25 protein-coding genes are annotated in these 25,156 nt (G+C 45.0%); 17 read left to right on the plus strand and 8 right to left on the minus strand.

All coding sequences use genetic code 11. From position 1 onward, the window contains the following. Positions 1-51 precede the first annotated feature (51 nt). Positions 52-387 (plus strand): hypothetical protein, encoded by a 336-nt coding sequence (locus D9A03_RS10430; protein ID WP_120497123.1) that lies wholly within the window; start codon positions 52-54, stop codon positions 385-387. Between the two features lie 8 nt (positions 388-395). Here the strand turns inward: D9A03_RS10430 and D9A03_RS10435 are convergent, their stop codons facing one another. Then, positions 396-1,283, minus strand: coding sequence for a LysR substrate-binding domain-containing protein (locus D9A03_RS10435; protein WP_120497124.1), 888 nt, complete (start codon positions 1,281-1,283; stop codon positions 396-398). 174 nt (positions 1,284-1,457) lie between these two features. Between D9A03_RS10435 and D9A03_RS10440 the strand changes: the two genes are divergently transcribed. From D9A03_RS10440 to D9A03_RS10450, 3 genes are all read left to right on the plus strand, one after another. Then, positions 1,458-2,576 carry an S-(hydroxymethyl)glutathione dehydrogenase/class III alcohol dehydrogenase gene (locus D9A03_RS10440; protein WP_371682961.1) on the plus strand — a complete coding sequence of 373 codons (1,119 nt, stop codon included), beginning with the start codon at positions 1,458-1,460 and terminating at the stop codon, positions 2,574-2,576. A gap of 134 nt (positions 2,577-2,710) precedes the next feature. Then, on the plus strand, positions 2,711-3,955 hold the full coding sequence (locus D9A03_RS10445; RefSeq protein WP_162938080.1) for an amidase: 1,245 nt from the start codon (positions 2,711-2,713) through the stop codon (positions 3,953-3,955). A 54-nt stretch (positions 3,956-4,009) separates the two neighbouring features. Continuing rightward, positions 4,010-4,561, plus strand: a complete 552-nt coding sequence (locus D9A03_RS10450) for an MOSC domain-containing protein (RefSeq protein WP_254055023.1) — start codon at positions 4,010-4,012, stop codon at positions 4,559-4,561. A 30-nt stretch (positions 4,562-4,591) separates the two neighbouring features. On the opposite strand, the gene D9A03_RS10455 is transcribed toward D9A03_RS10450, so the two are convergent. After that, complete coding sequence (locus tag D9A03_RS10455) at positions 4,592-5,110, minus strand: adenine phosphoribosyltransferase (RefSeq protein ID WP_120497671.1); 519 nt, start codon at positions 5,108-5,110, stop codon at positions 4,592-4,594. 391 nt (positions 5,111-5,501) lie between these two features. On the opposite strand from D9A03_RS10455, the gene D9A03_RS10460 reads away from it, so the two are divergent. The 6 genes from D9A03_RS10460 (at position 5,502) to D9A03_RS10485 (ending at position 11,538) form a co-directional block, all read left to right on the plus strand. Further along, complete coding sequence (locus D9A03_RS10460; RefSeq protein ID WP_216825442.1) at positions 5,502-6,023, plus strand: DUF302 domain-containing protein; 522 nt, start codon at positions 5,502-5,504, stop codon at positions 6,021-6,023. Positions 6,024-6,226: 203 nt separating this feature from the next. Beyond that, complete coding sequence (locus D9A03_RS10465) at positions 6,227-6,871, plus strand: class I SAM-dependent methyltransferase (RefSeq protein WP_120497127.1); 645 nt, start codon at positions 6,227-6,229, stop codon at positions 6,869-6,871. Positions 6,872-7,149: 278 nt separating this feature from the next. Further along, on the plus strand, positions 7,150-7,992 hold the full coding sequence (locus tag D9A03_RS10470) for an ABC transporter substrate-binding protein (RefSeq protein ID WP_120497128.1): 843 nt from the start codon (positions 7,150-7,152) through the stop codon (positions 7,990-7,992). A 225-nt stretch (positions 7,993-8,217) separates the two neighbouring features. After that, positions 8,218-9,774 carry a Na+/H+ antiporter NhaC gene (gene nhaC, locus D9A03_RS10475; RefSeq protein WP_216825443.1) on the plus strand — a complete coding sequence of 519 codons (1,557 nt, stop codon included), beginning with the start codon at positions 8,218-8,220 and terminating at the stop codon, positions 9,772-9,774. A 232-nt stretch (positions 9,775-10,006) separates the two neighbouring features. Next, positions 10,007-11,116, plus strand: coding sequence for a DUF2336 domain-containing protein (locus tag D9A03_RS10480; RefSeq protein ID WP_162938081.1), 1,110 nt, complete (start codon positions 10,007-10,009; stop codon positions 11,114-11,116). Positions 11,117-11,295: 179 nt separating this feature from the next. Then, on the plus strand, positions 11,296-11,538 hold the full coding sequence (locus D9A03_RS10485) for a hypothetical protein (protein ID WP_120497131.1): 243 nt from the start codon (positions 11,296-11,298) through the stop codon (positions 11,536-11,538). Positions 11,539-11,634: 96 nt separating this feature from the next. Here the strand turns inward: D9A03_RS10485 and D9A03_RS10490 are convergent, their stop codons facing one another. The 6 genes from D9A03_RS10490 to D9A03_RS10515 form a co-directional block, all read right to left on the minus strand. Continuing rightward, complete coding sequence (locus D9A03_RS10490; RefSeq protein ID WP_216825444.1) at positions 11,635-13,329, minus strand: methyl-accepting chemotaxis protein; 1,695 nt, start codon at positions 13,327-13,329, stop codon at positions 11,635-11,637. Between the two features lie 118 nt (positions 13,330-13,447). Continuing rightward, positions 13,448-14,341, minus strand: coding sequence for a DMT family transporter (locus D9A03_RS10495; RefSeq protein ID WP_120497133.1), 894 nt, complete (start codon positions 14,339-14,341; stop codon positions 13,448-13,450). Positions 14,342-14,551: 210 nt separating this feature from the next. Then, positions 14,552-15,217: a hypothetical protein gene (locus tag D9A03_RS10500; RefSeq protein ID WP_120497134.1), complete on the minus strand. Its 666-nt coding sequence runs from the start codon at positions 15,215-15,217 to the stop codon at positions 14,552-14,554. A gap of 157 nt (positions 15,218-15,374) precedes the next feature. Further along, positions 15,375-15,992, minus strand: a complete 618-nt coding sequence (locus D9A03_RS10505; RefSeq protein ID WP_120497135.1) for a LysE family translocator — start codon at positions 15,990-15,992, stop codon at positions 15,375-15,377. A 220-nt stretch (positions 15,993-16,212) separates the two neighbouring features. Beyond that, entirely contained in the window at positions 16,213-17,196 is a 984-nt protein-coding gene (locus D9A03_RS10510) for a polyprenyl synthetase family protein (RefSeq protein ID WP_254055044.1), read from the minus strand. Between the two features lie 364 nt (positions 17,197-17,560). Next, positions 17,561-18,352 carry a glutathione S-transferase family protein gene (locus D9A03_RS10515; RefSeq protein WP_120497136.1) on the minus strand — a complete coding sequence of 264 codons (792 nt, stop codon included), beginning with the start codon at positions 18,350-18,352 and terminating at the stop codon, positions 17,561-17,563. Between the two features lie 128 nt (positions 18,353-18,480). On the opposite strand from D9A03_RS10515, the gene D9A03_RS10520 reads away from it, so the two are divergent. The 7 genes from D9A03_RS10520 to glyS all read left to right on the plus strand — a co-directional run bounded on the left by D9A03_RS10520 (position 18,481) and on the right by glyS (position 25,154). Further along, positions 18,481-19,422, plus strand: coding sequence for a LysR family transcriptional regulator (locus tag D9A03_RS10520; protein ID WP_120497137.1), 942 nt, complete (start codon positions 18,481-18,483; stop codon positions 19,420-19,422). Positions 19,423-19,504: 82 nt separating this feature from the next. Further along, positions 19,505-19,795 (plus strand): DUF2007 domain-containing protein, encoded by a 291-nt coding sequence (locus D9A03_RS10525; protein WP_371682953.1) that lies wholly within the window; start codon positions 19,505-19,507, stop codon positions 19,793-19,795. Then, on the plus strand, positions 19,788-20,573 hold the full coding sequence (locus tag D9A03_RS10530; RefSeq protein WP_120497138.1) for a tRNA1(Val) (adenine(37)-N6)-methyltransferase: 786 nt from the start codon (positions 19,788-19,790) through the stop codon (positions 20,571-20,573). Before D9A03_RS10525 ends, D9A03_RS10530 begins: the two co-directional genes overlap by 8 nt. A gap of 108 nt (positions 20,574-20,681) precedes the next feature. Further along, on the plus strand, positions 20,682-21,578 hold the full coding sequence (locus D9A03_RS10535; protein ID WP_120497139.1) for a S49 family peptidase: 897 nt from the start codon (positions 20,682-20,684) through the stop codon (positions 21,576-21,578). A gap of 108 nt (positions 21,579-21,686) precedes the next feature. Further along, positions 21,687-21,950 carry a hypothetical protein gene (locus D9A03_RS10540; RefSeq protein WP_162938082.1) on the plus strand — a complete coding sequence of 88 codons (264 nt, stop codon included), beginning with the start codon at positions 21,687-21,689 and terminating at the stop codon, positions 21,948-21,950. Positions 21,951-22,114: 164 nt separating this feature from the next. Continuing rightward, entirely contained in the window at positions 22,115-23,068 is a 954-nt protein-coding gene (locus tag D9A03_RS10545) for a glycine--tRNA ligase subunit alpha (protein ID WP_120497141.1), read from the plus strand. Positions 23,069-23,072: 4 nt separating this feature from the next. After that, complete coding sequence (glyS, locus tag D9A03_RS10550; RefSeq protein WP_120497142.1) at positions 23,073-25,154, plus strand: glycine--tRNA ligase subunit beta; 2,082 nt, start codon at positions 23,073-23,075, stop codon at positions 25,152-25,154. Positions 25,155-25,156 lie beyond the last annotated feature (2 nt).

Consider the following 25,156-nt stretch of genomic DNA (forward strand, 5'->3'; position numbering starts at 1 on the left):
TTATTCTCGCTTTGTTGTGCAGGTCTTGATCAAAGATAAGAGGACGGTCTTGTGACAAAGAGTATTCAAAAGTTGAACGCTGACTTTAAGTTGAAACTTAAGAAGTTTTCTCTGTGTTTTGCCGTTTTAAGCGGTCTTGTTCTTTCATTTGCATTGCCTCAACACAGCTGGGCACAGGAAGAAGAAAATCCGGGCGAACTCGCGCGTGAAAGCCTGGAGCTTATGATGAAGTCTCTCAGTCTTGTCATTGATTCCATCCCGCAATACGAAATGCCTGTTATTACTGAAAACGGTGATATTATTATCCGCCGCAAACAAAAAGATGACTGGGAAGATCTGGACGAAACCCCGGCACCTGAGGAAAACGAAGATTCCAAACAGATATAAATTTTTGCCTATTTTATAGGGGCTCTTTTTGCTAAACCTTCTTTCAAGTGCTCAATGAGTAGACGTACTTTGGAAGAGAGCTGACGGTTATGTGGATAAATTGCCCAGATGCCTTCGTCTGAAGAGCGAAAATGATCCAATATAGGGACTAATTTACCTGTTTCTATGTACAATTGGACATAATAATCAGGCAATTGGATAAGGCCGATGCCTTTGAGTGCAGCATCCACAAGTGACCAACCGCTATTGCATTGCAAGTTTCCCTTTACGCGAATTTGTCGTGTTTTTCCATTCTCTTCAAAACGCCATGTGTCCAGAGTTCCTCTCAAGCAATTATGTTGATCTAACTCTGTCAGATTTCGTGGTTTGGAGTTTTCTTTTAAGTATTCTGGTGATGCACAAATGTAATTTGTTCTTGATGAAAGCCGCTTTGCAATCATTGTACTGTCTTCAAGTTGACCTAGGCGGATTGCCAGATCGTAACTTTCGGCAACAAGATCTAGCTTGTGATTTGTAAGTGCTAAACTAATTCTCAGATCAGGATACTGTTTTGAGAAATCATTTATGAGAGGGGCGATAACATTTTCTCCATAGGTCACTGGGGCAGTCAGGTTCAATCTTCCTTGTGGTGATTGATTTAGATCGGTTACGACCCGTTCTGCTTCTTCCAAGCTATCAAGTATCTGCCTACAGTGATTATAATAAATTTGGCCCGTTTCTGTTATGCTTACCTTTCTGGTTGTACGATAAAATAATTTAACGTTTAGTCGGCCTTCCAATACGTTAATTTGGCGACTTACTTGGGCTGTTGATATTCCCAAATGCCTAGATGCATCTGTAAAGCTCTTGCGTTCTGCGACGGCTACAAACTCTGTAACGCCTTCCCAATTATGCAATTTTTTCTCCTTTGCCAGATCATTATTGGTATATTCTAACTATTACTATATGGTAATAATGTTTTGCAAATAACGGTAATTGTATCGTATGTGAAATAGTTTAAGTCATAGCTAACAACGGACGACTAAATGTCGGAAGTTTTATTATGATGGAGAAACTTACATATGACTGAAATCCTTAAATCCCGAGCTGCTATAGCCTGGGGATCAAAGCAACCTTTATCAATCGAAGAAATTGATGTTTTACCTCCTAAGAAGGGTGAGGTCCGGATACGTATTATTGCAACTGGTGTCTGTCATACTGATGCCTTTACTTTATCAGGCGATGATCCCGAAGGCATTTTCCCTGTCGTTTTGGGGCATGAAGGGGGCGGAATTGTTGAATCCGTTGGTGAGGGAGTAACTGGCCTTGCTGTTGGGGATCACGTGATTCCGCTGTACACACCAGAATGTGGTGAGTGTAAATTCTGCACATCCGGTAAAACAAACCTGTGTCAGAAAATCCGGGATACGCAAGGTAAGGGATTGATGCCTGACGGGACCACTCGTTTTTATAAAGATGGCAAACCTCTTTTCCATTATATGGGGTGTTCGACATTTTCTGAATACACAGTGCTGCCTGAAATATCGCTGGCAAAGGTAAATCCGGCTGCTCCATTGGAAGAAATCTGTTTGCTTGGATGTGGTGTTACAACCGGTATGGGCGCGGTCATGAATACAGCAAAGGTTGAAAAGGATTCAACTGTCGCAATTTTCGGGATGGGGGGGATCGGTCTTTCTGCTGTTATCGGTGCAACAATGGCTAAAGCAAGTCGAATTATTGTAATTGACATTAATGAAAGTAAGTTTGACTTGGCTCGTAAGCTTGGTGCGACAGATTTCATCAACCCCAAAGATTACGACAAGCCAATTCAAGATGTGATTGTTGAGTTGACAGAGGGTGGTGTTGATTACTCATTTGAATGCATTGGTAATGTTGACGTGATGCGCTCTGCACTGGAATGTTGCCATAAAGGATGGGGAGAATCTATTGTCATCGGCGTTGCGGGTGCTGGACAGGAAATATCTACTCGGCCTTTTCAGCTTGTGACAGGTCGTGTTTGGCGTGGTTCTGCTTTTGGTGGCGTTAAAGGACGCTCTGAATTACCAGATTATGTTGAGCGTTATCTGCAAGGTGAGTTTGAGTTAAATAACTTTATTACGCATACGATGGGAATTGATGACATCAATGAAGCATTTGAGTTGATGCATAGAGGAGAAAGCATTCGAACTGTTATTCACTTCGAAAAGTAATATTGAAAATAAAGAGTATCTGGACGAAGTCGCATCGTTATGTGCGGCTTCGCTTTTATTATTGTGTGCTTGCAGTATTGATCTTTCAAAGGTACCTCATTTAAGCAGAGATGAGTGAAAAAGGAACGGTTGGAATGTTTGATAGCCTTGGTGCTTTTGTTCCCGGTGGTAATATGACTTTTGAAGGGACCGAGAAAGGACCTTTGAAAGGCTTTGGCTTTGCAGTCAAGGATATCTATGACCTCAAAGGTTATGTGACGGGCTATGGCAACCCTGACTGGCAGAGCCGCCGCCGCCCTTCGAAAAAGCATGCTGCTGTTGTACAAAAGCTGCTGGATGCTGGGGCTATGGTCATTGGCAAGACGATCACTGACGAATTTGCCAGCAGTCTCGATGGGCAGAATTATCATTACGGTACACCGGCAAATCCCGAAGCTCCCGGTCGCATTCCCGGTGGTTCATCCAGTGGTTCAGCCTCTGCTGTGGCTGGCGGATTGGTTGATTTTGCTTTGGGGTCCGATACGGGGGGATCTATCCGTATACCGGGTAGCTATTGTGGTTTATTTGGTCTGCGACCTACCCATGACCGAATAACGAAAGAAGGTGTTCTTCCCCTTGCAGACAGCTTTGACACCGTTGGCTGGTTCACTCGCGATGCCTGGTTACTTAATCTGGTTGGTGAAGTCCTGATGGAAGCCAAAGCGGATCAAGGGGCAATGCCAGAAAAGCTTTTGGTGGCAGTGGATGCCTTTGATGTGCTGGATGAAAAATCGCGGGCTGCGCTAAAACCACATCTGGACCGTTTGGAGCAGCGTTTGGGAAAGGCAGAATATGTTTCTCTGAACCCTGATAATCTGCACGTAATTGGTTTCGATGAGTCGCTTTCACAAGGGCTACAGGGGTTGGCAACTCTTTTCCAGGTTGCTCAAGGGCGTGAAGTTATTGAAACTCATGGCGCATGGTTTGACCGTGTAAAACCAAAAATGGGGCCGGAAATTCAACAGCGCATGGATTGGCGAAAAACAATCACCGATGAACAGGTAAGTGAGGCTCTTGAAAAAAGATCTCTGTTCAAAGCACGGATGAAAGCCCTGATCCCAAGTAAGAGCGTTGTGTGTTTACCCTCTGCCCCGGGCATTGCCCCAAGAATTAATGAAGACCCTGATGTTTTGAACGCACACAGATCGAAAATCCTGTCTCTGACTTCTGCGTCTGGTTTAGCAGGAAACCCCCAGATTACCATGCCACTGGCAACTGTTGACGGATGCCCGCTTGGTCTCTCTTTAATCGGACCTCATGGATCCGATCTGGAGCTTTTGGCCTTTGCGGAAAGCTTTTGTTCCATGGAAGATGAACAGCAAAGCCTTTCTCCTTTTTGATCAACTAAAGCTGGATGTGGTAATTTGATATCGCCTGAATGAAAGAGAATAATCATGTCCTTTCGTAACCCAATGGTTATCGCAACAAGTTTGTGCCCAGAGCATAGCTTCTCCAAACCAACTGTTGATGCTTTGGAATTGATAACAGGGCAAGGGATAAAAGGCGATGCTCATTGTGGAGTGACAGTCAAACATCGTTCTCGTGTCGCCAAGGGGCCAAGCACGCCAAACTTACGGCAGGTACATTTGATTCATTCAGAACTTCATGCAGAATTGCTTGCAGCTGGCTTCAAGGTAGGTCCGGGTATTATGGGGGAGAACATCACGACACAGGGTGTTGACCTGCTCAAATTACCAGTCGGAACGATTCTACGTTTGGGGGCAGAGGCCGTGATTTGGATTACGGGCTTAAGAAACCCCTGCAAACAGTTGGATGAATATCAACAAGGTTTGACGCAGGCTGTATTAGGGCGTGATGAACACAATAATCTTGTACGCAAAGCCGGGGTAATGGCAATGGTTCTCGAAGGCGGTATCGTGCAAGCCGGGGACAGAATTATTATTGAACTGCCCCCGCTACCACATAGGCCATTGGAAAAAATCTAAAAGCCTAGAGTTCTGGTGACCAGATAATCTTTAATCGTCGTATTGAATGAGTGACGTGACGGGCAGTCCACCAAGTTTGTCCCGGCCTTTCAGGAAGTTCAGTTCAATAATACAGGCAATTCTTCTGACATCGGCACCAGCCTGTTTCATAAGTGCGACAGCGGCTTCCATAGTTCCCCCTGTTGCCAAGAGATCATCAAGCATGACGATGCGCTGGCCGGGTTTGATTGCATCTTCCTGAATTTCGATGGTGTCGGTGCCGTATTCCAGATCATAAGTATAGGGAATGGTTTTTCCCGGTAATTTGCCTTTTTTACGGATCATCATAAAGCCCATACCCAAACGCATTGCCAGCGGTGCAGCCAAAAGAAAACCACGGGATTCAATACCGGCGAGAACATCGGGCTTTTCTTGTTCAATAACAGTGGCCAATTGTTCAATGGTTTCATGCCAGGCTTCTGCATGTGCCAGAAGGGTAGAGATATCATAGAAAAGAATACCGGGTTTGGGATAGTCTGGAACTTCCCGGATGTGATCTTTCAGATTGATGTTCATGGTCTCTATGATCCCTTATTCGCTGGTATTATTTAGACTTGGGTGGAAGGCTTTAGTTTCTGCCCTATAAATGACACTGATGTTTATGCAGAACTTGCGCTCGACTTGCAATGATTCGGCCACAAGACTTTGAAAGAGAAATATAGAGAAACAGCCAATTTCGCAGAACAAAGCAGCAATATAGATATCCTATCAGATACGATGAGAGAAGCTATCACGAAGTGGTGAGGTCTGTTGCCATGGCATAAAGCTTATGGTGCTATCCAATAGATATTTCGGGAAGCAAAAATCTTGTGGTGGCAAGTGTTGCTTCCTATGTGAAGTATTCAAATTTTTCAGTTTGTTGTTTTCCAACTATACGATTTTTCAGGGCAGGAGAAGTCACATGATCAGGCGTCGTTACGGTTTAATAGGATTTATTTTGAAATCATTACCTCTGTTAACAATGGTTCTGTTCGGGAGTGTTGTGTCGCCGTCTTTATTCATGTCAGGGGCACAGGCGGATCAGGGATATCCCTATGAAGGGATGGTTGTTATGAAAACAGAGAAATCCTTTAAAACACTTGTCGATGACCTGAAATCTTCTATCAAAACAAACAAAATGGGGCTTGTTACACGTGCGAGTGCTTCTGGTGGTGCGGCTAAGGCGGGGATCACGATACCGGGGAACATGGTTGTCGGTGTTTATCGTAATGATTTTGCCCGGCGTATGCTGGCTGCATCCGTTCCAGCTGGCATTGAAGCGCCGATACGGTTTTATTTGACTGAAAGCAGTGACGGTACTTCTGTTTTGGCATACCGGAAACCAACTGCGGTTTTTGCGCCTTATGATTCTGCTGATCTGAATGTTATGGCAAAAGAACTAGATGATATTTTTGAAGCCATTGCCAAGGGGGCGATAAAATAAGTCTCATTTCAAGGTGGTTTTCCTCATTTTAAGGTGATTTTCTAGGCATGTTATTTGTCTGGAATTGAGAACACGTAGTTATTGTAACCTCATGTCTTTGATGATGATGTGACCTTTTGTTATGGCTTTACCCTTTTGAGGTGATCGTTTAGAGAGGTATCTTTGATAAGCTTCGATACTGAGCTAATTCGAGAAGGCCACGAATGAAACGGCGCGTTAAAGACCCCTTATCGGAAGCAAATAGTGATGAGCTTGCAGAAGGTCATTTGTTTTGTGACTTTGCAGGTGGTGCGGTTGGTCATCGATTAAAATTTGGGGGGGGCAGAGGGCAAGCTCTGCCAAAAGCTGCGGGCTTTACCAAGGGGCGGACGCCGACGGTTATAGACGCAACAGCAGGGTTTGGTCGGGATGCGTTTCTTCTGGCATCCCTGGGGGCCGAAGTTGTCTTGATCGAACGGTCTCCTGATGTACATGCAATGTTGGAAGAAGGGTTGGAAAGAGCACGCGTAGCCGATCCACAAATTGCGGCGATAGTTGCTAGAATGAAACTTCTCTTCGGTGATGCCAAAGAGCTTATCCCTGATTTGTCAGCAGATGTTATTGTGGTGGATCCGATGCATCCGCCACGGAAGACCAAGGCATTGGTGAAAAAAGAGATGAGAATTCTTCGAAGCTACGTTGGGTCAGACCCTGACGCCGAAGAGTTGGTGAAGGTGGCATTAAAAGTGGCAAAAAAACGTGTCGTTTTGAAGTGGCCTGCCAAGGGCGACCCTTTACCCAATATTAGAAAACCATCTCACCAACTGATGGGAAAGTCGACCCGTTACGATGTTTTTATGACTGAGTAGATTGCCATAAGTACTTGGGGAGCCTTTTGAAGTAATTTCCTAAAATTGTTTTTATCTGTTATTATTTCATAATGACGGGGATGTGGTTTTTGTTTTTTTATTCTCCTACAGTTGGTTGAAATCGTCGTAATTCATACGGCAAGAAAATATGATACGTGCGGCACGCACTCATTATTCACGAAGCCGGCTTTAAGTTGATCTTATCTGAAATCTACTGGCTTAAGTCGGTAGTGATTTAGTGCCGAAATGTCCTTATCTCCTTGTTGAGGTGTTTGCTGATGTCGGCTAAATGGATTTTCAAGTGCATATTGTTTTCTCTTTTCATTACCTTGCCTCTGGCCATTGCTCTTCTTTTGGCAATTTCTTCTGCCAAAGCTCAAAGTCTGGTTGAAATTCAAAAGAGAAAACTGCTTGTTGCCTCTATTGACTGGTGTCCTCAGTTATGCCCAAAGGCGAAGCAGGAAGGGTATATTATGGATACTGTGAAAGAGATTTTTGCCGAAAGTCCTTATGAACTGGAAATTGTGACCTATCCCTGGTCTCGATCAATATATATGACACGAATGGGTGAAGTGCATGCCCTGTTATCGCCTGCTCGTGCTGAAGCGCCGGATCTCTTGTATCCAAAGGAAGAGGTCGGAGCTCAGAAAATGTGCTTCTTTGCGTCGCGCGGATCAGCGTGGACTTACCAGGGAGAAGCATCTTTAAAAGGACAGATGATTGGTATCGCCCACGACACGTCTATTGAAGAACTCAATGATTATATCGCAGAAAACAAAGAAGGATTTCACTTTCTGACTTATGGTCCCCGTTATCTCCCACTGAGCTTTCGCATGGTTGATGGCAGGCGATTGAACAGTTTTCTTTTTACTTATAATTCAACGGTTTACGCGCTTAAGAAAGAGGGTTATGCCGATAAAATTGTATCTGCAGGCTGTGTGTCCAAAGCAAACGTCTATATGGCTTTTACGCCAGATTTGAATAAAAGGGCTTTTGTTCTGGAGGCAATGGAATATTTTGACCAGAAAATGAAAGCTCTGGTGCAAGCTGGGCGTGTCCCGGAGATTATGAAAGCTTATGGGTTACCAGATTGGAAAGGGGCATTACCGTCTGTTTTTTAGAAGTTTATATCAGTTTTGTGTCATGAAGCTCCTGATACTCTTTGGTCAGGGGTTTTGTCTTTCTGCGTATACCAGCCACATAACTGTGAAACTACGCTTCTAACGATTAGATCTGATCGATTAAGAGGCGCTTTCACACTAGTAAACAGACGCTCATATACATTTGTGTCGTCGTAATCCTTCTATGTCAAAGAGAGCCTTGCCAGTAAGTTGGGTCATCAAAAAATGACCACCATCAGAGAGGGGCAACTGCTTTTCCATATTGATGATGGTCGATATAGGAAAAATAAGATGTCTAATCTGGATAATTACTCTCACGGGGCCGTTCTTGATGAAACAAAGCAACCTTCGTTATTTGTTGCTTTGCTCCCGGTTTTAATGACACTGGCTGTCCTCGGTGTTCAGTTGTTTTATTTTGAGGATTTTACGCCACATATTCCATTGGCGATTGGCATTGCTATTACGGCAACAATTGGCCTTACTCTAGGGCATAAGTGGTCAAGTACTGAAAAAGGTATTTTTCATGTAATTAATGTGTCGTTACCATCTGTTTCCATTCTGGTTACAGTAGGGATGATTATTGGTGTATGGATTGCCAGTGGCACAGTACCTACGCTGATTTATTATGGGCTTGTTCTGTTGTCTCCAGAGATTTTCCTGGCAGCTGGTATGATTTTGTGTTCAATCGTTTCTGTATCTCTTGGTACATCATGGGGGACTGTTGGAACAGTAGGACTTGCTTTGATGGGGATTGGGGCAGGTTTTGATATTCCTGTCTACTGGACGGCGGGTGCTGTTGTTTCCGGCGCCTTTTTTGGCGATAAGATTTCACCCTTGTCTGATACAACAAATTTGGCTCCGGCTGTTACGGGTACCAAGTTGTTTGACCATATCCGTAACATGATGCCAACAACTGTGCCAGCGATGCTCATTGCATTGGTTATCTATACTTTCGTAGGTTTTACGCTGATTGATGGGGATGGTGCATCGTTTGATCGGATCGAAATGATCACGACAGCTTTGCAAGATAGCTTCGTTATTTCTCCTGTTCTGTTACTACCTGCTGTGCTTGTTATTGTTTTGGCAGTTGCGAAACAGCCCCCAATTCCTTCTTTGTTTGCTGGTGTTGTTGCCGGTGGTTTTATGGCTATATTCGTACAAGACCAGGGATTACATGATGTCTTCTCTTATGCAAACTCCGGCTATAAAATTGATACTGGGGTGTCCGAGATCGACAGTTTGTTGAATCGTGGCGGTATTCAATCAATGATGTGGACTATTTCTTTGGTTCTTCTGGCGCTGGGGTTTGGCGGCGCACTTGAGCGCACTGGCTGTTTGCAGACGATTATTATGAAGATTCTGCAACAGGTTAGAACTTTTGCAGGTATTCAGACTTCTGCTACTTGCACATCAATTGCAACCAATCTGGTTGCTGGTGACCCTTATTTATCAATTGCATTGCCGGGCCGCATGTATGCTCCTGTTTATCGAGGGATGGGATATTCTACATTAAATTTGTCTCGCGCCATTGAAGAAGGTGGGACACTGATTTCTCCATTAATTCCATGGAATGCAGGTGGGGCCTTTGTTATTAGCGCTTTGGCTCTTGGTATCGGAGATGGCAGTTTTGAAAATTTACTGTATATCCCCCTTGCTTTTGCTTGCTGGATTTCACCGCTTTTAGGTGTGATTTATGCAACAACCGGACTGTTTTCACCCAAAGCTTCTGACTCAGAAAAAGAAGAATGGGCAAAAAATGATGAGGATATTCAGAATATCTAGGTTTTGAAAGACCTGTTAAAAGGATGTTTGGTCTTGTGATCAAGTATCCTTTTTTGTTTTGTGCTGTGCTCGATATTGGATTTTGTCTCTCATGGGATATAATTAAAGAATCTGATGTATTTTATTTTTTTATTAAGCATGAATTAACTGGCTATACTCATAATGTTTCGTGGAAATGTCACTAATCCATGCCGGATGTGTGATCAACGGGTTTGGAAGAAGCTGGAGAACCATGAGTCTTACGCAGCAAGATGTAGCGAAATTATTGGCAGATTCTTCACCAGAGGTGAGGGCCGAGACCACAATCAAAGTTGCTTCTCATTTTGAAGCTAAAGAGTTTACTGACGAAGAGAAAGCAGTCGCGGAAGATATTTTTCGCGCTTTGGTCAAAGATGCCGAGATCGTTGTCAGGGAAGCCTTGGCAAATTCGCTGAAGGTTGCCGAGGATCTTCCAAAAGATGTCGCTTTGGCCATGGCTGCAGATGTTGAATCTGTCTCTTTGCCTGTACTGAAGTTCTCTGATGTTTTCTCGGATGAAGACCTGATTAACATTCTGAAATCAGAAGGCGCGGCGAAACAGGAAGCAATTGCGCTTCGCCCTAATGTATCTGAAGCTGTATCTGATGCGGTGATTGATACTGGTAACGAAAATGCTGTTGCCAAGTTGGTGGCAAATGAAGGTGCAGCAATAACCGAGCAAGGTTATGGACGTGTGATGACAGAATATAAGGAGAGTGAGATCGTCGCAGGCTCTCTCTCCAGAAGACCTTCTTTACCAGCTTCGGTCTCTGAGCGTTTGATGAATTCGTTATCAGATCGTTTGCGTCATTATATCGTAAGTAAGCATGAACTCGATTATGATCAAGCGTCTAACCTTATCCTTCAAGTTCGTGAGCGAGCGACTGTTTCCCTCTTAAAAGAAGGTAACAGTCAGGACGAATTGGTGAAGCTTGTAAAACAATTACATAAAGGTGGAAAATTAACCCCTTCACTGGTTTTAAGAGCTTTGTGTTCAGGCGATATGATGTTTTTTGAAACAGCAATGGCTGAATTGGCTGGTATTAAGTTGAATAATGCTCAGGCGCTTATTCATGATGAAGGACAACTTGGTCTGAAATCTCTTTATAACAAAGCAGGAATGCTGATGGCTTACTTCCCGTTTGTAAAAGAGGCAATTAAGGTTTACCGGGAAATGAATTATAACGGGGAAGGCAATGATCGGGAAATCTTCGCAAGTCGATTGCTCGAGCGGGTTTTGACCGTATTCGAAGTTCCAGATGAGGAACTTAGCCCTAATGAAATTGAGTATTTGATAAACAAACTTCAGCAATATTCTGCTTGATTATTTCGTTACAGATTATGACAGAAAATAAAGCGGTCTAGTTTATAGGCCGCTTTATTTTTTATGTTCTGTTTTAAGCTTATGAGCTATTAGCCCTTGTAAAAGAGTATAGGGAAGAATACATCGAAAAGGACTTATAAAAACGCTTTCCCTTAAAAGTACCCTCCCAAGATGAGAAGATGCCCGGACCTGATTTAACAACAACCCTCGCGATAATGTTTTCAGGGCTCGGAGTGATCCTTCTTGCCGGCTGGTGGGCCAAAAGACCAAGAATTCCCGGTACAATACGTTGGATTTCTCCGACTGCGATTCAGTTCCTGGCTTTGATTGTTATTGTTTTAATGGTGCCTCATCTTGTCGGGTTACTTGGGGGACAAGATTTTGTTGCTCATATGTCTTCGAACAGGTCAATGGGGCGTTAATGCATGCTGTTGTTTCGTTGGTTTCAGATAAAGAACAGGCCCCGGTGGGGGGATGTACCGGGGCCTGTTCATCAAACAAAAGTCAGGGGGTGGAGATCAAGCGACCCTAACCTTGCTTAAAAAGGCTTCCACTTCTTTACCTAACTGGTCTGCATTGTCAGTCATCTGGGTTATCATCTTTTCAACAGCCTGAGCCGCTGCATTTGCATTTTCGGCCGTGCTGCGAACACGGTCAACAGTATCTGTAACCTGGCCTGTACTGTATGACGCTTCCTGCACATTCTGCGCAATATCTTGCGTTGCCTGATTTTGACGCTCCACGGCTTCTGATATTGTACCAGAAATCTCATCGATTTGTGTAATAATATCTTGAATACCTTTGATCGCACCTACAGCAGTCCCTGTTGCTGATTGCATTGATGTGATTTGCTCGGAAATTTCCTCGGTTGCTTTGGCTGTCTGTGTTGCCAGAGATTTGACCTCGGAAGCAACAACGGCAAAACCTTTACCTGCTTCACCTGCACGGGCTGCTTCGATGGTGGCGTTCAATGCCAACAGGTTGGTCTGTTCGGCAATATCTGAAATCAAACCGACGACATCACCAATTTTACGGGCGGCTTCGGAAAGGCCTTCAACCTCTTCGTTTGTCTTTTTGATTTGACTAACCGCTTCGGTCGCAACAGAAGAGGATTCATGTACTCGTGTATCAATTTCTTCGATTGAGTTGGTCAACAGTTGGGACGCATTGGTAACGGCATTTACGCTTTTGGACGCCACATGACAGACTTCAACAATTGCGCTGGCTTCGCTGCTGGTTTCCCCGGCAATGGCGGCCATTTCCTGTGCACCGGTGCTGGATTGAACGGCGCCGTTTGCCACCTGTTGTGTCAGGGCTCCAACAGACTGTTCAAAGTTACTGGCAAGTTCAGCCAACATCGCCTGTTTTTCTTCATTGGCGCGACGTTGCTGCTCTTCCTGTTCTCCCTGCAGGCGTTCACGTTCAACTGCATTTGCATGGAAGACTTCCATTGCTGCGGCCATGTCTTTTATCTCATCATTGAATTTGGGTTGTGGAACTTCCGCATCGGTTTTTCCATGGGCCAAGTTCATCATTGCCTGTGTCATTTTACTCAGGGGAGAGGTAATGCTGCGGGTCACGGCTATGGAAATAATGATGGTGATGACCAACACAGTCAGCATAATGCCGATAAGAAGCTGTATGCGCTCTAACAGAGCAGCATCAAAATCATCCATGTAAACACCGGTGCCGATAATCCAGCCCCAGTTTTTGTACTTTTGAACATATGAAAGTTTCTCGACAGGATCTTCCGATCCGGGCTTGGGCCATAGATAGTCAACATAACCTCCACCAGTAGAAGAAGTATTTACAACGTTGACAAAGGCTGGGAAGATCAGCTTTCCATTTTTATCTTCCAATTTGCTGAGATCTTTTCCGTCCAGTGCCGGTTTGATCGGATGCATGATCATGACCGAGTTACTGTCGTTGACCCAAAGATAATCGCCATTGCCATATCGAATGCCATTGATAGCTGAAAGAGCAGCTTTTTGTGCTTCTTCTTCGGACATTTCACCGTCCTGTGTACGTTTGTAATACCTGTCAGACAAACTTATGGCGGATTCAATAATATGTTTCAGCTCGGTTTGCTTTTGCTGGAACAGGTCACTTCTCAAACTGTTAAGAGAAACTCCGCCGACGATGAGTAGGCCCAATGAAGCAAAGACAATCAATGCGATTAATCTGTGCCCAATACGGAATCCTGTATTTTTCATTATATTCATTTGTCTTCCCGGTTCATATGACGTCAGGAATACAAGGATATGACGAAAAGATTAAAAATATCTTTTCCGGTGATTTTGATTGTTTTTGTCTGCTTTATCGAGGATTCGGCTATCCCATAAAAATCAAGCCAGTTCCGATAACAACAATCATTGCCCCGATCCAAGCGCCAATTGCCGGGCGTTCTCTGGTTCTAAACCACATCAAGGGGAGCATGATAACGGGTGTCGTTGCGGACAGGGTGGCAACAACACCGACATCGCCTTTTGCCAACGCATACAGGATCAGTGTCATACCAACGAACATGCCGAGAAAACCGGAGACGACAATATGAGTGATTATTTGAGTATTAAGCTTTGTCTTTAGCTTAAAGACCTGCACGGGTGCTGAGCACAAAATAATCAAACCAAGGGCCGTGATACCGACACGCATTGCCGAAACAGCAAAGGGATCTGCCCCGGAAGCCATTACAGGTTTGGCTATCAGTGCACCAACAGACTGTCCCAAAGCAGCAATCAGTCCAATACCAACGCCAACAATTAACGGGCCTTTTACAGCTTCCCATTTGTGGAGTTGGTCACGACGTTTGCCGTAAACAATAGCAAGAATAACCCCAATAATTACCAGAATGGTTCCAAGCAATGCCATTGGTGGCAAAGCTTCACCCAGAAATATCCAGCCCAAAAGCGTACTCATGGGAGCATTGGTGGAGAACAGAATGGCTGTCCGACGGGGACCCAGTCGGTTCATCGTTGCAAAAAGAGCTGTGTCCCCAAGCAGGATACCAATAAAGCCGGATAGCATTATTTCAGCGATTTGATCATTCTGGATTGTTTCCCAGCCGCCAAAAATCGTGACGTAACTGCCAAGCATGGCAAAAACGATGATCATACGAATACGATTAAATCCTATGGTTCCTAGACGCTCTACAGGCATTACCGAGACAATGCTTCCAATAGCCCAGCAGGTCGCGGCAGAAAGGGCCGCAATTTCAACGAGAAACATAGGGGGGTCCTGTTATTGAGAAAGTTTAGTTGTTTTGTCTTTGATTATGACTTCTTGGGACTTTAGCGGGATTGTTATATCTGACAAGTCGATAAAACTGTATTCAAAGATTAGTTTTTCTAATCTGAGGGTGATCTTATTGTTACAATGGAATATTTGGATGATGTATTTTGGCCAAGTCTCTTGTTATCAGGACGGTAAGAGTTCCCCTTAATCTGACTGATCTTGTGTTGTATTGTCTGTATTTTTAGGGTCCCAAATACGCCAAAGACTAATAATGGCCCACAATCCGGGGATCGGGGCAAGCAGAGTCAACCATTCATCATCAAAGAGATTGTTGATCAGCCCAAAAATAACTGCGAAGGCAATAATAACCATGATGGTTTTCGTGGTTTTTGACGGCGGAGCCAGAACGCGCTTTTGTTTGACTTTCTGACCCGCATCTTGCGTTGAAGACAGGGCAATATGCGGATCTATCGTTGCTTTGGCCCAGTTGGGTTCGGCTTTGGTTGCCATGTCCCCGTTTTTCCAAACACCGTCGGATGTTTCTTCATCAACAATTTCTGCATCAATGATATTGCTGTTTTGAGAATTGGAAGCATCTTCCTCTTTGGTGTTCTTTCTATTGCCCAAAGCCTTTGAAAGAATGTTGTCTAACCAATCGCCCAGAATAGTTGCAAGTAAGGCCGTAATGCGAACGGCAATCCATACGGCTATGGCAATGGCAAGCATAATGCCGCCGAATTTTATAATTTCAAAGCCAGCAGGGATTTTCTGGTTCTTCAGCATGACAATACCGATGAATACCAAGGGTACTAGTATTGCTAGTATAATGCTGAGGCGATTAACTGCCTTTGTGGTCTTGAATTTATTCATGCCATACCGTACTAGGTTTTCCCCTTGGCTCAACTTTAGTTCGCCGAACTCTCAATGAACGGCAGCATAAATCATCCTGATTGATAGAGGGTTAACAGATGTTAACCTTTCAGTTCGAACTCATATTATTTTCTTCAAGAAGCGATATGGGGCGAGTTTAATTATTGTCGCTAAAGGCCAGTCTGAAGCCAAATCCGGCAAAGGCTGCGGCTGTTGTTCTTCTAAACCAACGCATAAAACGTTCGCTTTTTAAGGCGAAGTTCCCAATGAAAGCTGCGAAAATCCCATAGCCGATGAAGACGATAAAAGTCATAGCCATGAATGTTAGGCCTAATATGAAAGTATCTAGCATCCATGTAGCTGATTTGCTTTCGACAAACTGGGGCAAAAAAGCAAGAAAGAAAATAGATAGCTTTGGGTTCAATACATTAATGAGAGCACCGGTGGAGACAATTTTCTTCGTACTTACAGGTAATCTGTCTTGTTGTTCCAGCGAAACGGGACCGTTATCTTTGAATGTTTGGTATGCGAGATAAAGCAGATAGGCTACGCCGGCAAATTTAACAGCCTGGAATAAGAGTGCGCTTGTGTGGAGAATGGCAGCGAGTCCAAAAACAGCGGCTGCAAGCGCGGGGACAATACCCAGTGTACAGCCAAAAGCAGCCGCAATACTGGCGGTTCGCCCTGCGGCGAGGCCTGTAGCAATGGTGTATAAAACGCCTGTGCCCGGAATTAAAATGATCACAATAGAGGTTAATAAAAACTCAATCGTCATAAATTCTATCCCTATGTGAATTTTAAAAACATTTCCAATAACGACCTATTGTCGATCCGCGAATAAATTTGCAAGATTCCGAGTTTTTTGAGAAGAAGAGGGAGATTATCGGCTATGGTTTTGCATGGCAATAGAGAAGCGTAACCAAAGAGTGGTTATCTACTGGGGTAGCAATGTTTATCGTATGAGAGGGGGAAAATTCTCTCTCAAAACTTGTTTCTTAGAATTCTCGGGCGACTGAAAACTCTACAGCGCCAATGAGGGCAGACTTCTCCTGGCTATCCGGGAATATATCCAGCTCAGCGATAGCCTTTTGAACATAGTTCCGAGCTGTTGCCATACTATCTTCAAGTGCATTGTATTTATTCAGTAAGGCAATAGCTGTGTCCAGATCATCGTCATCTTGCTCAAGTTTTTCAATGACACGTTTCCAAAAAGCCTTTTCTTCATCATCTGCCCGTTCGTATGCAAGAATGATCGGGAGGGTCATTTTTCCTTCGCGGAAATCATCCCCGACAGTTTTCCCCAACGCAGCCTGTTTGGCAGAATAATCAAGAATGTCATCGACGAGTTGGAAAGCAATGCCAAGATATTGCCCATAATTTTCCAAAGCCTGTTCTTCTGCTGTCGGGCGTTCAGCAACCACGGCACCTAGCTGACACGATGCAGCAAAAAGAACGGCGGTTTTGCCACTGATGACTTCCAGATAGGCCTCGCGATCTGTTTCCAAATCGTTTGTTGTCATCAACTGTTGAACTTCACCTTCGGCAATTATGGCAGAGGCATCAGACAGAATACGAATCACTTTGAGAGAACTGTCACGTGACATGAGCTGGAAAGCTCTGCTGAAAAGAAAATCACCAACGAGAACGCTAGGCTTGTTACCAAAAATGGCGTTTGCTGTATCCTGTCCTCTGCGCAGGTTACTTTCATCAACGACATCGTCGTGTAAAAGTGTTGCCGTGTGGATGAACTCTATACAGGCGGCCAGGCCATAATGACGCTCACCCTGATAGCCACACAACCTTGAAGAAGCCAAGGTTAATAAAGGGCGCAACCTCTTGCCACCGGCGGCAATCAAGTGACCCGCCAGTTGCGGGATGAGAACCACATCGGATTGCATATGTTTCATGATCAGAGCGTTCACAGCTTGCAAGTCGTCAGATACGAGATCCATAAGGACGTCCATGCCATTCTTGGGCATATCGTTCTTTTGCGTGCTGTTTTGAGAGACGCTATTTTGAGATTCCATGGTCGAGGTGACGCCAGGATCTTGTTGATCAGAATTTACATCCGCAGCAATGGCCACGTTCTTCCCCTAATAATTACCAAGGTCCATGAACAGCAGAAGGAACCTTCTTCTTTGATCGCTCTTCATCGATCATTAAATTCCTTGTTGGCAGCCCCGGGACCATTATTCCCGATAGGTCGTTCTTATAGGAAGGTGTTGGGGGAGTAAACCGGATAACGGCATTTTTATAAAACTGTGATTACAAGAAGCGTCAAAGAAGCCAACATCCATGTTACCTAAATGTTTGATTGCTTGCACTGTCATAGGTATTGAACACTTATGTTGAGATTGATAATGCCTCAAGTTGTTTTTGGCTGATCAATTGAGAGAGGTAGGAATCCTTTTTAAGGAGGAAGCTGATCAATCTACTTTGATAATCTTCTGTGACAGCTTGAATGACTGAAGTACGTTTGGACAGTTTTGTCCGATACTTTTTTACGCGTGGTGTGTTTTGGAAAAAATTGTCAGAGATGAAAAGCTCTAGAGTGTCAAAATAACGGAATATAGGGCCATATACAGCGTCAATAAATTGGAAATTATCTGCTGCAAAGTAGCTCGTCTCTCCTAACTGTGCTTCCAGCTGTTCAAATTTAGTAACAATAACATGGTGTTTTTGCTGAAAGGTTTCGTGGTCTGGTGCACTGTAAAGTCCTGCGATTGCAGCCAGAATCGTTGAGCCGAATTCTATCCAGGATCGGTGACGGGCTTTTTCAAAAGGGTCTGCAGGGTGGAGTGTGCCTGTTGTTATTTCGTCCAGATATTCGCCAATGACAGCAGATTCAAACAAAACGCCCTGCTCTGTCTGTAACAGAGGAACTTTACCTAGCGGAGAGATTTTTTTGAACCATTCCGGCTTGTTTGATAAATCAATATATGTCCGAATATGTGGGATTTCTTTCTCGTCCAAAATAATCACGGCTCTTTGTACATAAGGACAGAGAACAAAGCTCACAAGCTCTATTCTGCTGTCTGCTGTGATGTGTTTTCCATTGTGCGTGATGTTATCTTCCCGTATTGACGGGGATTTGGTATTTGCTTCAGTTTTGTCTGATGAAAGATCATTTGTCATCTGTCTCTCCTGTCAGTAGCTTGGTAACAGTGCAAGGTATCTCTACAAGGTGATTGCCCTTCTTGAGTTAATGACTTAATTTGTACATATACGCATATCAATTGCCATAAAATGAAAATTATATTTGCATGAATGAACAGGGTGAGTATTGGCGGGATTTAAGAACAGTGCTGGCAGTTGCCAGATCGGGTTCTTTATCCGGTGCTGCGCGACAATTGGGGATAAGTCATGCGACTGTCTTTCGACATATAAACCACATCGAAGAAAAGCTGGAAGTCAAGCTCTTTGAGCGTAACAGGGGCGGTTATTGCCTTACAACAGCGGGTGAATCTGTAACCGGATTGGCTGAAAAATTTGATCAGGATCTGATGGTTTTAGAACGTCAGATTCTGGGGGAAGAACTACAACCTCGTGGTCTGGTCCGGATTACAACAACGGATACGCTGTTAATTAATTTTCTGTCGCCAATTTTTGCCGATTTGCAAAAAACCTACCCTGAAATAGAATTGGAAATAGGTTGTTCCAATGAGTTGGTTAACCTGAACAAGCGAGAAGCCGAGATTGCGATCCGTCCCAGTAAAATCAGCCCGGATAATATGGTAGGCAGAAAGATGGCGGATATCCATGTCGGCGTATACGGCAGGGTGCAGGATCATCAATATCTATTGGAAAATAATCGTAAGGTTGAAAGCCTGAATAAGCTAACGGGACTGAACTGGATTGGTCCGGATGAAAGCCTGGCCCATTTACGGATCTACAAATGGCTTCAGGATAATAACCTCTACGCACAGGTGAAAACCAGATATAACAGCCTGCTTGCAGTTGCGGATGCTGTACGCAATGGTGGGGGTATTGCTATCCTCCCCTGTTTTATGGCTGCAATTGATCCTACTTTATTGGCACTTAAGGCGCCGCTGGAAGAATTTGATAATGAACTCTGGCTTTTAACGCATCCTGATTTGCGCAAGGTTGGGCGTATTCGGGCCTGTATGGATTTTCTAGGTACGGCAATTGATAAAAAAAGACACCTCTTTGAGGGGCAATCCGAAACTGTCAGGGATAAGCTGTGATCTTCCCTTGCCGCGCGCCTGTTCGGACGATAGTTTCCTGTGGTGAACAATGAGTCACAATTTTCACTGTTAAGTATATTTTGTGAAAAGCGTTCCGGGTTTAGTAAGTTCCGGGTTTAGTAAACTGGATCTAAGCGGGCTGGCAGATGTGATCGAAATTTATCGTACCAATGATATCGTCAAACTATCCTGGCTTCAGGCTTTGTTGTCTGATGCGGGAATAGAATGCGTGGTGCTTGACCAACATGCTTCTATTATCGAAGGATCAATTGGGGCAATCCAACGAAGAGTTATGGTTCTGAAAGAAGATGCCACGCGTGCACGTCGTGTACTGGGTGATGCGGGTGAGATAGAGGAAAGTACTGATGTCTGACCTTTCCAAGAACCTTCTAAAAAAGGATCTTCTCAAAGATTTTGACCTGACGGAAGATGAATTTATTGGCGGTAAAATAACGGTTTTCCAGCCTGCCAAGGGATATCGCGCAGGTATTGATGCGGTACTTCTGGCGGCAACTGTCGTTGCAAACCCCGGAGAGAGAATTCTGGATTTGGGCAGTGGTGTTGGAACCGCAGGCCTTTGTTTGATGGGCCGTGAACCAGAAGCAAAAGTAACGGGACTGGAATTACAAGCTGTTCTGTTTCAAATTGCACAAAAAAACAAAGAAACAAACCAACTGGAAGATCGCTGGTCCCTGGTTAATGGAGATCTTTTACAATTACCTGATGATTTGCCTCTGGGATCTTTTGATCAAATTATTTGCAATCCACCCTTTATGCCAAAAGGGACTTCGCACGGATCCCCGGATCCGATTAAGTTGCTTGCCAATCATGAAGGTGAAGCCACCTTACGTGACTGGTTGTTGGCATCATTGAAGCTGGTTAAACCTAAAGGTGCTGTTACCATTATTCATCGAGCTGACCGTCTGGATGAAATTCTGTCTGTCTTTAGAGAGAAAAAAGCCGGGGCAATTGAAGTATGCCCCTTGTGGCCTTATGACGGACAGCCAGCCAAGCGGGTCATTGTACGTGCCCGCCGAGGGATATCAAAGCCTATGATTATAACAGCCGGGCATAAACTGCATGAAACTGATGGCTCCTATACGGATATTATTGACGGGGCTTTGAGAAGGGGACAGGCACTCCCACTTTAGGAAGCAAAAAGATTTTTTGCGTTTGGTCCATAAAGTAAGGTTGTTCATGGTTGTGGGATTTCTTTTCAACAGTTACAAGTTTTGGGAACAATTTTAATAAGGCACATTATGAAGCTGAAAAAGCTGTTAGCTAAACTACCTGTCGAACGTTTTCGTAATCCACCTGCAAAGGTTGCTGTGGTCGCGCTTAATGGCGTGATAGGTGCCGCAGGGCCAATGCGATCCGGTCTTACTCTTGCCTCTGTCGAAGATCAGTTGACTGAAGCTTTTAAAATGGATGGCATCAAGGCTGTGGCCCTGTCGATCAATTCCCCGGGCGGATCACCTGTTCAATCTGACTTGATTGGACGCTTGATTCGTGATCTGGCCGATAAACATGAGCTTAAGGTCTATGCTTTCTGCGAAGACGTTGCTGCCTCAGGTGGTTATTGGCTGGCTTGTGCTGCGGATGAAATCTATGCCATGGAATCATCTGTGATTGGATCAATTGGTGTGATTTCATCTGGCTTCGGTTTTCCAGAATTGATTAAAAAGTACGGTATCGAACGTCGTGTTCGTACGGCAGGTGATTTGAAATCAACACTTGATCCCTTTGAAAAAGAAAATCCCAAAGACGTAAAGCGCCTCAAGGGTATTTTGACACAAATCCATGAAAACTTTATGGATTGGGTTCGTGGACGTCGCACAGGCAAGCTCAAAGTCGATGAAAAAGAGATTTTTTCCGGTGAGTTCTGGACAGGTGTTACAGCCAAAGAATACGGTCTGATTGATGGTCTGGGTTCAATGCATCAGATCATGCGCTTTGAATATGGCGAGAAAGTAAAGCTCATCAAGGTTGAGGGTAAACGCAGTTGGCTCAAGACAAAATTGGGCCTTGGCGGTGGTGATGCTCTTCTGAAAAATGCCGGATTAGCTGGTTTGGGCGGAGTGAATGCCGCTGCTATTGCTGGCGGTATGATGGCGGCTGTTGAAGAGCGCGCTCACTGGGATCGTTACGGCCTTTAAGCTGTCGGGGCTTTATATCGCCCAAAGCAAAGAGTGGAATTCGGGATAGTATGGTCCCGGATTCCCTTTAAATAAAAAGACCGCAATACGCGGTATGGTTAGGATAGTATGTTCGGAATACCCTCTATAGGTAAGTTATTGATACTCGGATTGGTTATTGCCGGGGTTTACCTGTTTTTCAAAGCTGCGGGACGACGTGAGCAATCTCGTGGTAATGGCGGCCAGAAAAATATGGGGGAAAACACTGGGCGTACGCCAAGCCAAAACCAAGGAAATCAAGATGATAACGGATCACTGGATATGGTTCAGTGTCCGGCTTGCAAAGCCTATATCCCTGCGAAGAGTAAATGCTCTTGCGGTGGCAACGGCTAGAAGCGTCAAAAAATATCTCGACTCCGGCATTGTGGCTGTTGATTCCAAATGCTGGTCATTATAAGTTCATTCAAATTTCGCACTGCAGCAAAATGACCCATAACGATATGTCCCAGTCCGACGTTAAAAAGTCCGACACCTTTAAAAGCCCGGCTCTAGCTACTATGGAAGCCAAGGCGAAGACGAAGGTCATTGTTGACCCTGAACGGTGTGTGCAACGCCTTATTCTCAAGCTTCAGGATTATTGGGCACGTCAAGGGTGCGTTATTCTACAGCCCTATGACATGGAGGTCGGGGCAGGGACGTTCCATCCTGCGACAACGCTTCGGTCTTTGGGGCCAGATACGTGGCGCGCTGCCTATGTGCAACCGTGTCGCCGTCCAGCTGATGGTCGGTATGGGGATAACCCGAACCGTTTGCAGCACTATTACCAGTTTCAGGTTATCATGAAGCCATCCCCTGCGAATTCGCAGGAGCTTTATCTGGGGTCGCTGGATGCCATTGGCATTGATTCATCCAAGCACGATCTTCGTTTTGTCGAAGATGACTGGGAAAGCCCGACACTGGGGGCCTGGGGCCTTGGTTGGGAAGTCTGGTGTGATGGCATGGAAGTCAGCCAGTTTACCTATTTTCAACAGGTTGGCGGTATCGAATGTAATCCGGTTCCTTTGGAACTGACCTATGGTCTTGAACGTCTCTTTATGTATGTTCAAGGTGTTGAAAACGTTTACGATCTTGATTGGGATGGAGTTTCTGCCGAAGAAGGCGGGAAAACCTATGGCGATGTATTCCATCAAAACGAAGTAGAGTTCTCTACCTTCAACTTTGAAATTGCTTCGACCGACGAATTGTTCAGGCATTTTGAGGATGCCGAAGCCGAATGTGCGCGGATCTTGAAGTTCGGCGAAGCCAATGCCGAGAAGAACGGTAAGGCAAAAGGTAATCTCTTGCCTCTACCTGCCTATGATCAGTGTATGAAAGCCAGTCATCTCTTTAACTTGCTCGATGCCCGCGGTGTGATCTCCGTGACGGAACGTCAGGCCTATATTGGTCGCGTACGTGAGTTGGCAAAAGCATGTTGCGAAGCCTGGAATAAAACCCAGTTGGAAGAGGCCTAAGGGTATGTCTGAATTTCTACTTGAACTTCACTCGGAAGAAATCCCGGCACGCATGCAGGCGAAGGCTGCGGCCGATCTTAAGAAAATTGTATGTGATCAGTTAAAAACGGCTGGTCTTGCCTATGTTGATGCACGTTCATTTGTGACACCACGCCGTTTGGCACTGGTCGTTGATGGCTTGCCTGAAAAGCAACCTGATGTCAGTGAAGAAAAAAAAGGCCCGAAAGTCGGTGCGCATGAAAAGGCACTCGAAGGCTTTATGAAGGCCAACAGCCTGACGTCTATTGATCAGGCTGAAGTCAGGAATACACCCAAAGGTGATTTCTATTTTGTGGTCAATGAAATCAAAGGACGTGACACCACGGAAGTTCTCTCTGAGATTATTGTTGAAACACTAAAGAGCTTTCCATGGCCGAAATCCATGAAGTGGTCGAGAAACTCTTTCCGCTGGGTACGTCCGCTGCATTCCATTCTTGCTATTTTCAAAGGCGAAACTCTCAAAGGCTTGTTCGATTTCGGAAATCAGACGCTGGATTTCGGTAACCAGACCCGTGGTCACCGCTTTTTGGCACCGGATTGGTTCGAAGTTAAAAATCTGGATGATTATTTGCACAAACTTCGTCTCGCCAAAGTTCTTGTGGACGAGAACGAGCGCCGCGATCTAATCGAAACTCAAGCCAAAGAGTTGTGTATTGCAGAGGGGTTGAGCTTAAAAGATGATCAGGGACTTCTGAATGAAGTGGCTGGTTTGGTGGAATGGCCTGTTCTGTTGATGGGCCAAATAGCAGACCGCTTTATGTCTGTGCCTCATGAAGTGCTGTCCACATCAATGAAAGAGCATCAGAAGTATTTCTCTGTTCTTGATGGTGACGGTAAACTGGCGAACCGCTTTGTTTTTGCGGCGAACACAGAAACCGTTGATGGCGGTCAAACAATCATCTCTGGTAACGAGCGCGTTCTGGCATCTCGCCTTTCCGATGCAGAATTCTTCTGGGATCAGGATAAAAAAGACAAACTGGACAGTCGTGTAGAAGCTCTCTCTTCTATTGTGTTTCAAGCCAAACTGGGGACGCTGGCCGAAAAGATTTCCCGCGTACAGGATTTGGCAGAAGCTTTATCAGAACAGGTGGGCTGTGGTGCCAAACAGGCGCGTAGAGCCGCTGAACTGGCCAAGGCAGATTTGACGACGGGAATGGTGTATGAGTTCCCCGAGTTACAGGGCGTTATGGGCCGCTATTACGCACTTCACGACGGGGAAAACTCGGAAGTAGCAGAGGCAATCGCCGAACACTATTCGCCACTTGGTCCGTCTGACCGCTGTCCGTCTGCACCAATTTCGGTTGCGGTAGCGCTGGCAGACAAGATTGATACATTGGTGGGTTTCTTCGGTATTGATGAACTGCCAACGGGCTCAAAAGACCCCTTTGCGTTACGTCGTGCTGCACTTAGCATTATTCGCCTGATTACAGAAAATAACTTGCAGATTAATTTGCGCAAAGCATTCGCTGCAAGCTTCTCGGCCTATACAGGCCAGTTGACGCAACCTGAAGATAAAACCATTGATGGTTTGATGTCCTTTATTGCTGATCGCCTCAAGGTCGCCTTGAAGGATAAAGGGGTGCGTCATGATCTGATTACGGCTGTCTTCGCCCTCGGGGACGAAGATGATCTGGTTCGTTTGCTGGCTCGTGTTGATGCACTTGCCGGATTGCTGAAAACCGATGACGGGGCCAACCTTCTGGCCGCTTATCGTCGGGCCGCGAACATTGTACGGATCGAAGAGAAAAAAGATAAAACGGTATTCGATGCGACAGTCGATACCGTGTTGTTGCAACAGTCTGAAGAACAGGCGTTGCACGAGGCTCTGGAAGGAGCTTCCCAGGAAGCCACAAAGGCACTGGAACGTGAAGATTTCACCGGGGCGATGGCGGCTTTGGCCGGACTTCGTCCTCCGATGGACGCGTTTTTTGATAAGGTAACGGTGAACGATGATGATCCGGCCTTACGAAAAAACCGTCTGTGCTTGTTATCTCGGATTGGTGTGATCCTGGGGCAGGTTGCAGACTTCTCACGAATAGAAGGATAGAT

The sequence above is a fragment of the Kiloniella sp. EL199 genome, assembly GCF_900313065.1.
Lineage (GTDB): Bacteria > Pseudomonadota > Alphaproteobacteria > Kiloniellales > Kiloniellaceae > Kiloniella.